The sequence below is a fragment of the Psychrobacter sp. genome (assembly GCF_018260395.1).
In the GTDB taxonomy this organism is placed as follows: domain Bacteria; phylum Pseudomonadota; class Gammaproteobacteria; order Pseudomonadales; family Moraxellaceae; genus Psychrobacter.
In genome coordinates, this window is record NZ_JAGLBC010000011.1 from 22,422 (window position 1) to 33,563 (window position 11,142).

General features: G+C 38.1%; 12 protein-coding genes. 6 read left to right on the forward strand and 6 right to left on the reverse strand.

All coding sequences use genetic code 11. The annotated features are described in order from the left end of the window. Nucleotides 1-113: 113 nt before the first annotated feature. Both wrbA and QZ265_RS02045 read left to right on the forward strand, forming a co-directional pair. Nucleotides 114-752 (forward strand): NAD(P)H:quinone oxidoreductase, encoded by a 639-nt coding sequence (gene wrbA / locus QZ265_RS02040; protein ID WP_296402880.1) that lies wholly within the window; start codon nt 114-116, stop codon nt 750-752. Nucleotides 753-755: 3 nt separating this feature from the next. Further along, complete coding sequence (locus tag QZ265_RS02045; RefSeq protein WP_296402882.1) at nt 756-1,199, forward strand: hypothetical protein; 444 nt, start codon at nt 756-758, stop codon at nt 1,197-1,199. Nucleotides 1,200-1,325: 126 nt separating this feature from the next. Here QZ265_RS02045 and QZ265_RS02050 read toward each other — a convergent pair whose 3' ends face one another. From QZ265_RS02050 to QZ265_RS02065, 4 genes are all read right to left on the reverse strand, one after another. Then, a complete protein-coding gene (locus tag QZ265_RS02050) occupies nt 1,326-2,042 on the reverse strand; it encodes a DUF3108 domain-containing protein (protein ID WP_296402884.1) in 717 nt (238 codons plus the stop codon). Between the two features lie 486 nt (nt 2,043-2,528). Beyond that, nucleotides 2,529-3,917 carry an NAD(P)(+) transhydrogenase (Re/Si-specific) subunit beta gene (locus QZ265_RS02055; RefSeq protein WP_296402900.1) on the reverse strand — a complete coding sequence of 463 codons (1,389 nt, stop codon included), beginning with the start codon at nt 3,915-3,917 and terminating at the stop codon, nt 2,529-2,531. Nucleotides 3,918-3,934: 17 nt separating this feature from the next. Beyond that, complete coding sequence (locus QZ265_RS02060; RefSeq protein WP_296402886.1) at nt 3,935-4,318, reverse strand: proton-translocating transhydrogenase family protein; 384 nt, start codon at nt 4,316-4,318, stop codon at nt 3,935-3,937. 109 nt (nt 4,319-4,427) lie between these two features. Beyond that, a complete protein-coding gene (locus QZ265_RS02065) occupies nt 4,428-5,561 on the reverse strand; it encodes a Re/Si-specific NAD(P)(+) transhydrogenase subunit alpha (RefSeq protein ID WP_296402887.1) in 1,134 nt (377 codons plus the stop codon). Nucleotides 5,562-6,103: 542 nt separating this feature from the next. Here QZ265_RS02065 and yaaA point away from each other — a divergent pair. After that, nucleotides 6,104-6,913 carry a peroxide stress protein YaaA gene (yaaA, locus tag QZ265_RS02070; RefSeq protein WP_296402889.1) on the forward strand — a complete coding sequence of 270 codons (810 nt, stop codon included), beginning with the start codon at nt 6,104-6,106 and terminating at the stop codon, nt 6,911-6,913. 231 nt (nt 6,914-7,144) lie between these two features. Here yaaA and groL read toward each other — a convergent pair whose 3' ends face one another. Continuing rightward, a complete protein-coding gene (gene groL / locus QZ265_RS02075) occupies nt 7,145-8,791 on the reverse strand; it encodes a chaperonin GroEL (RefSeq protein ID WP_296402891.1) in 1,647 nt (548 codons plus the stop codon). A gap of 150 nt (nt 8,792-8,941) precedes the next feature. Continuing rightward, entirely contained in the window at nt 8,942-9,232 is a 291-nt protein-coding gene (locus QZ265_RS02080) for a co-chaperone GroES (protein ID WP_028859774.1), read from the reverse strand. A 310-nt stretch (nt 9,233-9,542) separates the two neighbouring features. Between QZ265_RS02080 and QZ265_RS02085 the strand changes: the two genes are divergently transcribed. The 3 genes from QZ265_RS02085 to QZ265_RS02095 all read left to right on the forward strand — a co-directional run bounded on the left by QZ265_RS02085 (nt 9,543) and on the right by QZ265_RS02095 (nt 11,087). After that, on the forward strand, nt 9,543-10,133 hold the full coding sequence (locus QZ265_RS02085) for an acyl-CoA thioesterase (protein ID WP_296402892.1): 591 nt from the start codon (nt 9,543-9,545) through the stop codon (nt 10,131-10,133). A 203-nt stretch (nt 10,134-10,336) separates the two neighbouring features. Further along, a complete protein-coding gene (gene iscX / locus QZ265_RS02090) occupies nt 10,337-10,546 on the forward strand; it encodes a Fe-S cluster assembly protein IscX (RefSeq protein ID WP_296402894.1) in 210 nt (69 codons plus the stop codon). Between the two features lie 76 nt (nt 10,547-10,622). Further along, nucleotides 10,623-11,087 carry a GyrI-like domain-containing protein gene (locus tag QZ265_RS02095; RefSeq protein ID WP_296402896.1) on the forward strand — a complete coding sequence of 155 codons (465 nt, stop codon included), beginning with the start codon at nt 10,623-10,625 and terminating at the stop codon, nt 11,085-11,087. The last annotated feature ends 55 nt before the right edge of the window (nt 11,088-11,142 follow it).

An 11,142-nucleotide genomic window follows, 5' to 3' on the forward strand; every position in this document is an offset into this window, starting at 1 on the left:
TCAAAATAGCTTTTAATCAATCCCACACTTATTGTAAAACTTTCCATTAACGTTTGCTGCTGTTCAAACCCTTTCTTTATTAGAAAATTTTAAATATTTGGAAGTAATGTTCTATGACAAATGATCATTTATCGTCTCAACCTTTGACAGATAAGTATGTGCTAGTGCTGTTCTATTCTCAATACGGGACTACAAAAGACATGGCTTACGCTATTGCTCAAGGGATTGAGGAGGCGGGTATAACGGCGCGAATTCGTACCGTACCGACTGTTGCTGCAGAAACAATAGTCGCTAAGCCAGCAATACCAGATGAGGGTGATTTGTATTGCACCATGGCTGATTTAAAAAATTGCTCTGGCCTTGCCTTAGGTAGCCCCACTCATTTTGGTAATATGGCAGGCTCAATGAAACACTTTTGGGATAGCACTGTAACTTTGTGGCTGGCAGGTAATTTACAAAATAAACCGGCTAGTGTTTTTACTAGTACCGGCTCTATGCATGGCGGACAAGAAACCACATTACTAACAATGATGATGCCTTTATTTCATCATGGCATGATAGTATTGGGTCTGCCTTATTCAAATCCGGAATTGGGCCGTACCAATCGCGGTGGTACGCCATATGGCGCTACACATGTCAGTGGTAATGCACATGATCAGCCTGTTACTAAAGATGAGCGTAGCTTAGCGATTGCTCAAGGTCGTCGTTTGGCCCATGCTGCCCAAGCCCTTGCCAATGCTAAATGGTCCTAATTTATGTCCAAAAGAGAGGTGCTGGATAGAACCAGTCCAGAAAATATAGCGTTAATTGCTAACTTACAATCAAATTTACGGATGAGTTGGTTGGTTTGGCTTGTGTATCGTAGTTTTGGTTTGCCTATACTGCTTGGTATGTTATTAACCACACAGCCAGATATTGTAGGTGGCATTGCTTGGCAATTGCTATGGTTGATGCCTGCTCTAATTGTAACACCTTGGATAATTAAGGGTAAGTCGCCCTATGTTTTATTAGTAAGCAGTATACTTACCTTGGTCTATTTAGGGGCTAGTGGAGTGACTTTGTTTTCTAGATTTTATGACAATGGTATTGATGTTGTCTGGGTTTATGCCATTGATTTACTGCTTATGTTAGTTATCAATGTTTGGTTGTTTAAGCTTCTCAAGCGTTTGCCGTCTATGAATGGAGAATTGAATAGCTAACCCTTTGCAATATTAACTATCATAAAAAATGCCTTACTGATGAGTAAGGCATTTTCATTTTATTTGCTTTAAAAGATTATTTGTTTAGTAGCTATATTTGATTATTAATATTAATTGATTCGTAAATTAGCGAACTTTAGTCAGTTCCATTTCCATTCTTTTACCATCATTAACTTGCGAAACTTTAACGGGTAAATAGTCTAAGCTTGGTGCCAACCAAAAACTGGTGGAACGATCACTATCATCATGAATACGGTCGACTCGAATAGTATCAAAGGTACCCGCTGGAACAGTAACTTTGGTACTTCCTACTTTCTTAAAAGGGGTTTTTTCTACTTTATCTTTTTTAACCATATAATAGTTACCAGTGAATTTACCGGTTAATAGGTCTTGTCTGATTTGAGCTTCTAGACTTAAATCATCAAACGCTCTATCAGGGGCAGACAAATTAGCTGTCTTACCACGATAAGTACTGGCCACTGACTTACCAGAATTACTAAATTTCATGGTGTGCGAACGTCCCATACCAAATAACTTATAAGTGGTACTAGCACTAGTGGGGATGATATTGTTACCAATTAAGCTAAACGTACTGCTTTGGTTAGCACTGGCTACACCTGCTACTCGAGCATTTACAGTATAGTTCCAAGAATTACCTGACTGAGTTAAAGTACGGGTAGCTGTACCTTTATATTTATTATCAACAGTGAAATTATAGTCTGCAGTAGAAGGGGATAAAGCAGTTGCAGCCATACCCGCTGTTGAAGCAACTGCTGTGGCAGTAGCTAAACCTATACCTGCTATAATCTTTTTTGCTTTCATATCTTTTAATTTATTAAACATATAATTTTCCTCAATATAATAATATGATAAATGTAATCAACAGTTTGGAGACCATTAAATTTATAAAATGAATGTAGATCAAGTTAGCGCAGCGGTGGTAATCAGTAGTAATAATCATAAAAAGTATTAAAATGACTAATAACTAAACTAAAGAGCTAAACCCAACCACATTTGTCATAACAATGATTCATATACTATAACTTAAATATGGTCATACCTTGTTACATTTTCAACAGATTCATCTAAGGTTTTTGGTTAGCAAACCTTACTGGTTGTGTTTAAAAATGGGCGACTTGGTTTAAATGCTTATATACCTAAAGCGTTTATTAAGCAGCAAGACTATCTTAGCTATCACAACTAACAATAAGATTGCACATTAAAAAAGACAGCCTAAGCTGTCTTCATGTTTGTACTTAGCATCAAAGCAGTACATTTTTTATTTATAAAATTAGCGGTCTTTTAATTGCTAATCTTATAAATAATTGTCTAATGACCACCGCCGTTAATAGTACGAACCATTTCCTCAACCATTTTCTTAGCATCACCAAAGATCATCATAGTTTTGTCTAAGTAAAATAATGGATTGTCTAAGCCAGCATAACCTGTGCTCATAGAGCGTTTGATTACCATAACAGTTTGAGCCTTTGAGGCTTCAAGAATAGGCATACCGAAGATTGGCGAACCTGGATCATCTTTAGCAGAAGGGTTTACAACATCGTTAGCGCCGATAATTAATACCACATCTGTGCTTGGAAAATCAGAATTAATCTCATCCATCTCTAAAATATCATCGTAAGGTACATCTGCTTCAGCAAGCAATACGTTCATGTGACCTGGCATACGACCAGCAACAGGGTGAATAGCGAAACGAACATTTACCCCTTGTTCTTTTAACATTTCATAAAGCTCTTTAACCGCATTCTGTGCACGGCCTTGAGCCATACCATAACCTGGAACGATGATAACATCACTTGCATTACTCATTAAGAAGCCTGCATCTTCTGCAGAGCCCGATTTATAAGTTTTTGGTGCCCCATCATCGCTACTGGCTACTGCGGCACTTGTGCCCATACCACCAAATAATACATTGAGCAATGAGCGGTTCATGGCCTTACACATAATGTAAGATAGAATTGCACCTGATGACCCTACTAGCGAGCCGGCAATGATTAACATCGAGTTGCCCAAAGTAAAACCAATACCCGCTGCAGCCCAACCAGAAAAAGAGTTAAGTAAAGACACAACCACTGGCATATCACCGCCACCGATTGGAGCAATCCACATCCAGCCAAACAAGATAGCAAACACAGTCATGGCGTAGAAAGCAGGCATTGACTCAGTAACGAAATAGACGCCACCGCAAGCAACCATAGCCACAAATAAAATTAGCTGTAATGGCTTAACCCAACCGCCTGTTACTGTTTTTGCCCATTTCTTAGCGCCCAATTTGCCAAATGCAAATACTGAAGCAGAAAAAGTAATGGCACCAATAAAGCAACCTATAAACAGCTCAACTCGTGCAATGGTGCTATGGTCATGAGTGGTATTTAATACCGTTGCGATAGCAATAGCAACTGCCGCCAAACCTACAAAAGAGTGCATTAAAGCGACTGTTTCAGGCATCTCAGTCATGGCCACCGTTTTGGCTTTCCACATACCAACTAAGGCACCTAGGATCATCGCACCGATAATTAACCACAATACTGGACCTTCGGCTAAGAAAAAGGTAGTCAGCACAGCAATTGCCATAGCTACCATACCAAACCGATTTCCTCTGATGGCTGTTTTTGGACTAGATAAGCCACGTAACGTTAAGATAAATAAGATAGCGCCTACTAGATAAAACCAATCAGCATGAGCGGCAATCCAGTTCATTTCAGTTAGCTCAGGATTCATACATCCGCTCCTTCTTGGTCAGTCACTGTTTTTACTTTTTTAGCTTTTGGTTTAAACATAGCAAGCATGCGCTCTGTCACAGCGAAACCGCCAAAAATGTTAATGCTGGCCAAAAATACGGCAAAAGCGCCTAATAGACTCGTAACTGATAGGGCATTGCCATCAATATGAATTGTCTGCAGCATGGCTCCAACAATCACAATACTTGATAAAGCATTAGTTACGGCCATTAAAGGGGTATGAAGAGCGGGGGTAACACCCCAAACCACGTAATAACCTACAAATATTGCAAGTACAAAGATGGTAAATATAGCCACGAATGGAATACCGCCTGTTACGGCAGCTCCTAGTGGTGCGGTTGCTAATACGGTAGCAAGCATAATCTTCTCCTAAGATCTTTCTAAAATATTCATGTTTAGCTTTTGGATTATTGTTTACAGCACAAGGCATCAAACCAGTGTTAAGCTATCACTTGTTTGATTAATAAGCTTATCTGCGTTGTAAACGCACCTCACCACTATGGGTTACTGCTAAAGCTCCCTGAATTTCATCCTCAAGGTTAATCGCTAAGGCATTATTGTTTTGGGATTCAAATAAGGTAGTGATAAAGTTCACTAAGTTATTAGCATACAAGTCTGATGACTGAGCAGCTAAGCTAGCAGGTATATTTGCTGCACCGATAATGCGTACACCATTTTCGGTAACAATAGTTTCACCAGATACCGTACCTTCAACGTTACCACCTGAGCTTGCAGCCATATCGATTAATACTGACCCTGCCTTCATTTTATCAAGTGTGGCTTTGTGAACTAGTCTTGGCGCATTACGACCAGGAATTTGGGCAGTAGTGATAACTATGTCAGCATTAGATACCGCTTTATCGACAACTGCAGCTTGATCTTTCATATATTGTTCTGAAGGCGTCCAAGCATAGCCCCCTGTAGACTTAGCTTTTTCTTTTTCCTCATCACTCATAGGCACATCTAGCCATTTACCGCCTAAAGACTCTACTTGTTCTTTTGCGGCTGGACGTAGGTCACTGGCTTCTACAACTGCACCCAAGCGTTTAGCAGTAGCAATAGCCTGAAGACCTGCTACACCTACTCCTAAGATAACTATCTTGGCTGGCTTAACAGTACCGGCTGAAGTCATGAACATAGGGAAGGGACGTGCATACTCGTTAGCGGCCATAAGAACCGCTTTATAACCAGCTAAGTTAGCCTGAGAGGACAATACGTCCATATTTTGGGCGCGCGATAAGGTACGGGGTAATAATTCCATAGCATAGGCGGTTACCCCTTGCTGAGCATAATTATCCAGCTGATCATTGCGATAAGGGTCTAGCATACCTATAACAATACTACCTTGAGATAGTTTAGCAATTTGATCAGCGGTTAGGTTTTGCACCACACAGATAATTTGCGCTTGTGATAGAACTTCGGCCTCACTAGCAATTTTAGCGCCAGCATTGGTATAAGCGGTGTCATCGTAATAGGCATGTTGGCCTGCACCAGATTCAATAATCACCTCATGGCCAAGCTTAATGAGTTTTTTTACTGAGTCTGGCGTAATAGCAACGCGACCTTCATATGCCTGCTTGGCTTGGATAGTGCCTATTATCATGTTCGCTCCTAGCTTGTTTGATTTACAAAATTTTGACTTAATACACGCGACGACGTTTTATCACTTATTTTGGAGTGATAAAACATCTAGTTAACAACGATAGAAAAAAAGGTTATCAATTAAATAAATGGTAAAGATTATATCATCACGAGAATTTATTATAGGTTTATAAATAAAAATAATTCATCGTACAAATATGACCGACCAGTTAAATTTAATTAAAAACTTTAATTTATGGACCTCTTAAAACATGAACCGAAACATAACACAAGGTTATCTATAAATGCGAGAAAAAATTTTATAAAGACAAGAGGTATTCAAGATAAGTGGTAGTAATAGGTGATTATGCTAATTGTTAATTAGCTGCTTATATAACTGCTTACATAATAGCTTATATGATTTCTTAAAAAGTTAGGCCATTGCGCTAATACTGACACATAATAGTTGTTGGCAATATTTGGTTTAAACTTGTTAAACTATGTCCATCACTAGGTTTTTTAGAAAAATATAAATAATTTGATGTTTAAAACAAGGTTAAGAACATGTATTTCGTATTGTCTCCTGCCAAAAGTATGAATGAGAGTGACAAGGTTCCCGTAGATGTCATCAATTACTATAGTCAACCGCAACTTATTGAACATGTTAAACAGTTGATTAAAGCGCTACAATCAAAGAACTTAATTGATTTAAAAGAGTTGATGAACATCTCTGACGATTTAGCTGAGCTTAATGTTCAGCGTAATCAACAATGGGTATGGAGTGAAAACAAACCATTTACGGATAAAAATGCGAAACCTGCAGGCTATTTATTTAACGGGGATGTTTATAGTGGTCTAGATATGTATAACGCTAATAAAAATAGCGTGATGTACCTAGATGAGCACTTAGGTATATTATCTGGACTCTACGGTATTCTTAAGCCATTAGATTTGATTAAGCCTTATCGTTTAGAGATGGGCACGAAACTTGAAAATAACCGAGGCAATAACCTATATGACTTTTGGGGAGATCATATTACTAAAGTCATTAATGAACGTATGCAGCATTTAGCCAAGCAGGGTGAAGACAATGTATTGGTTAACTTAGCTTCCAATGAGTACTTTAGATCTATTAAGAAAAAACCATTAAAAGCAAATATTATTACCCCAAGATTTGAAGATGAAAAAAACGGAAAATATAAAGTAATAAGCTTTTATGCCAAAAAGGCACGAGGTTTGATGGTGAAATACGCAGCTGATAATAAAATAACTCGAGCTGAGGATCTAAAAAGCTTTGATTTAGATGGTTATTATTATGTAGGTGAGTTATCAGATGAAAGCAATTGGACTTTTAGACGAGAGGAAGCCAAATAACTTTTTAAGACCAATGGTGTAATTATTAAAGTTTAATGCTAATTGTTTAATGGTAATGAGAAAAAAAATTGAATAATGATTAGTGCTTATATAATTGAGATTGTAGAATAATGTGGAAATAAAAAAACCCCGATAAGCAGTCGCCTATCGGGGTTTTTGTTAACTAAACGTTAATAGCAAAAATTACCATTTATCGCTAAAGCTAGATAATAAAGCAGTCAATGATGAAAATTACATCATGCCGCCCATACCACCCATGCCGCCCATACCACCAGCACCCATGCCAGCCATTGGATCAGATTCTTGTGGCTTATCTGTGATCATCACTTCAGTAGTTAGCATTAGACCTGCAACAGAAGCTGCATGCTCAAGTGCTGAACGAGATACCTTAGCGGGATCAAGAATACCCATTTCTAACATATCGCCATAAACGCCAGTTGCTGCGTTATAACCAAAGTTACCAGAACCATTTTTCACTTCATTTACCACAACAGAAGCTTCTTCACCGGCATTGGTTACGATTTGACGTAAAGGTGCTTCCATTGCACGGCGTAAAATGTTGATACCTGCATTTTGATCGTCGTTATCACCTTCTAAATCAACTAAGGCATTTAATGCACGAACAAGAGAAACACCACCACCAGGTACCACACCTTCTTCAACAGCAGCGCGAGTAGCGTGAAGTGCATCATCTACACGGTCTTTCTTCTCTTTCATAGCAGTCTCAGTTGCAGCACCTACTTTAATAACTGCCACACCGCCTGAAAGTTTAGCAACACGCTCTTGTAGTTTTTCTTTGTCATAGTCTGAAGTAGATTCTTCGATTTGACGATTGATAGACTCTACGCGTGATTCGATATCAGCTTTTGAGCCTGCACCATCAACGATTACTGTATTCTCTTTGCCCACAGTAACCTTTTTAGCCGTACCTAAATGCTCAACAGTAGCAGTCTCAAGACTCAAGCCAACTTCTTCAGAAATCACAGTACCGCCAGTTAAGATAGCGATATCTTGTAGCATGGCTTTACGACGATCGCCAAATCCTGGCGCTTTTACCGCACAAGTTTTTAGACCGCCACGCATATTGTTCACTACTAAGGTAGCTAATGCTTCATTTTCAACATCTTCAGCTATAATTAATAGAGGTTTGCTTTGTTGCATTACTTGCTCAAGTAATGGCACAATTTCACGGATATTGCTGATTTTTTTGTCAACTAACAAAATGAATGGGTTTTCAAATTCAGCAGTTAAACTATCTTGCTTATTGGCAAAGTATGGGCTGATATAGCCACGATCAAACTGCATACCTTCAACTACTTCAAGTGAGTCTTCAAAGCCTGAACCTTCTTCTACAGTGATAACCCCTTTTTTGCCAACTTTATCCATGGCTTCAGCGATGAGTTCACCAATTTTGGTATCAGAGTTAGCTGAGATAGAACCCACTTGAGCAATTGCTTTAGAATCATCAGCTGGGGTAGAAATGTTATGAATCTCTGCAACAGCAGCAGCAACTGCTTTATCGATACCACGTTTAAGATCCATTGGGTTCATGCCAGCGGCAACAGATTTCATACCCTCAACTAGGATAGCTTGAGCCAATACAGTTGCAGTAGTAGTACCGTCACCAGCGACATCATTTGTTTTGCTCGCCACTTCACGGACTAATTGTGCGCCCATATTTTCGAATTTGTTTTCAAGTTCGATTTCTTTAGCTACTGATACACCATCTTTAGTGATTGCAGGCGCGCCAAAAGATTTGTCAATAACAACGTTACGACCTTTAGGTCCCAAGGTAACTTTAACAGCGTTGGCAAGAATATTTACGCCATCCATCATTTGTTTACGAGCGTCAATGCCAAATTTTACGTCTTTAGCCATGAGAATACTCTCCAGTTATTTTAGTTAATTAATGTTTATTGTTTATTAGAGTGGGTGTTAGCTTTTTACAATGAACTATCTATTGTTGTATTAGTGGATTGTTCAAGCAAGTTTACTAACCCAAAAAAAGAAGGTTTATAATCCTTTAGATTAACCTTCTAATACGCCCAACACGTCAGACTCTTTCATAATTAATAATTCTTCACCGTCAACTTTTACAGTTTGACCAGCATATTGACCGAATAAAACTTTGTCGCCTACTTTAACGTCTAAAGCACGAACTTCACCATTTTCACGGATTTGACCGTTACCAACAGCTAGGATTTCACCTTGAGACGGTTTTTCTTGTGCTGAACCTGGTAATAAAATACCACCGGCAGTTTTTTGCTCTTCTTCCACACGGCGGACAACGATACGGTCATGTAAAGGGCGAATATTCATTTTTCACTCCATCAAAAATTATGTTAAGTTGATAAAAAACTACCCATATCACTCAATAAATATTGTTATTTAGCAAGATTTCAAGACTATCGTATAAAATTTGCCATGAGCTATGGGGCTGTCATAAAAATGGGGCTAACGGTTTAGATTTTCAACCTTAAATCAGCAAATTTTTTATTAATCTGACTGGCAAGTGGTCTATAGCTGTATAGACAATTGCCTGCAACGAACTTATGCTTTGTGTAAGTGGTTTGAATTAATTCAATAAATAACCTTAAAAACTTTCATAAGCCTAGTTTGGAGACCAATAATGAATATGCTGATTCGTTTTTTTATATTAATAGCGTTATTAAAACGTGAGCATTCTAAAACCAAACAACGTTCACAACAAACCCCAACTAAATTCAAAGCTTCGAAAAATACGAATACACAAAATACTGTAAGTATGGCTGATGAAGATTTATTTAAGCCTTTTAGTAGAAGTTATCGTGTATTACCACATGACATGGGCTTTCGTAATCACCTACCCAATTATCGATATCTATCTTTCATTGAACTTAATGTGACAGGATGGCTATATAAAATACTAAAGAAACTTAATCTTGGCGGTATGAGTGTTGAATGGATTATTTCTATGCAAGAGATGGTCTATTTAAAAGAAATTAAATTTTTAGATAAAATGAAAGTGACCAGTGCTTTAGAAGGGTGGGATGAAAAGTATGTCTATTTTCAGCATCATTTTTATGTCAAAGACACCTTGATGGCTGTAGGTCTTACCAAGTTTGTATTAGTAACCAAACAAGGCATACAACCTCCCGCAAGCTTAGGAATGGTAGGTGAGAGCTTGACCGATGTTATCGAAACTTGGAATGCAAATCAAAGGTCAATTAAATCACAATAGAATATAACACTGTTCAAGTTTTTTATTTCAGTTTGGATTTAAAAGGTCTAAGTTGACGGCTTCATGACTTCTTTAATTAAGAAAGCTTAGAATAGATAAGCTGATTGCTAATAGCACTATATTAACATCTTATAATTTGTTAGCATGCCCTAAACCATTTTTCATTCACTGTTTATATTGAATAACCTATTGAGGATATTGCCATGGCGCCACAAAAACTAAGATGGACTGACAGCCTAGATATCGCTATCGAATTGCTTGAAAAGTTCCCAGAAACCGATCCACAGTATATTCGCTTTACCGATTTACATCGCTGGGTAACTGAATTAGAGAACTTCGATGATGATCCACAAAAATCCACCGAAGGTATTTTAGAAGCTATTCAAATGAACTGGATTGACGAGGCGGATTAGTCGTTGATAATTATAACTAGTCTCATAAACTGTTTCATTTTATTATACAAGGAAGTTCATTAGACAAGGAAGTTGAATGAGTATCACCATAAAAGAGATCGACCAAGCCATACCCTGCCAAGCGCTAAGCATCCGTACGACCAACCAAGCAGAAGCCAATCCACAAACTGCCAAGATAGGCGCAATGTGGCAAAAATTTTATCAAAACTATTTTACTAAATTACCGCAGAATATCAATATTTACGGCATCTACTGTCATTATGAGAGCGATGCAAACGGTGAATTTGATGTTATCGCAGGGTTTGAAAAAAATGAAGATTCGGTAATAGACAGTAATGAACTTTTTGACGTTACTATTCCTCAAGGCAAATATTTAGTATTCAGTGAAGAGGGTACTATGCCAGATGCAGTTATTACCGCATGGCAAACCGTTTGGGAATGTTTTGATGACGCAAACTGTAAACACACTCGACTATATGATGTGGATTTTGAGCATTATGTCAGTGAATCGCAAGTAGATGTGTATATTGGGATTGAGTAAGTGTTGATATAAATGAATATGTACTACAAATTCCGGAATCGGGAGTTTCCCAAAC